This window comes from Clostridium celatum, from assembly GCF_021412605.1.
Taxonomy (GTDB): domain Bacteria; phylum Bacillota; class Clostridia; order Clostridiales; family Clostridiaceae; genus Clostridium; species Clostridium celatum.
The window spans coordinates 1-212 of record NZ_JAJKGM010000134.1 but is presented as its reverse complement, the minus strand read 5'-3'; the positions used below and the strand labels follow the sequence as shown (position 1 = coordinate 212).

General features: G+C 34.0%; 1 protein-coding gene. It reads right to left on the bottom strand.

Annotated elements, in window-relative coordinates:
- On the bottom strand, window positions 1–212 hold a 212-nt coding region (locus LPC13_RS16880), incomplete at both ends, for a hypothetical protein (RefSeq protein WP_234089042.1).

Sequence of the window (212 nt, the reverse complement as noted above, 5' to 3'; positions counted from 1 at the left end):
AATAATGTGCTATATGCTGAATCTACTTCTTCTTGAGTAGCATTTTCATTTGAAAGCACTGTATTTGCAGCTTCAAGGGCATTTGCAAATGCTGTCCATGTTGATGGAATATACTTAGTAGAATCTGTTCCTTCTACTCTATCAACTAAACCTTGAAGTATTGATTTATCTACTTTTGAAGCTTCTTCTAACTCTTCAACTGCTTGTTGTAA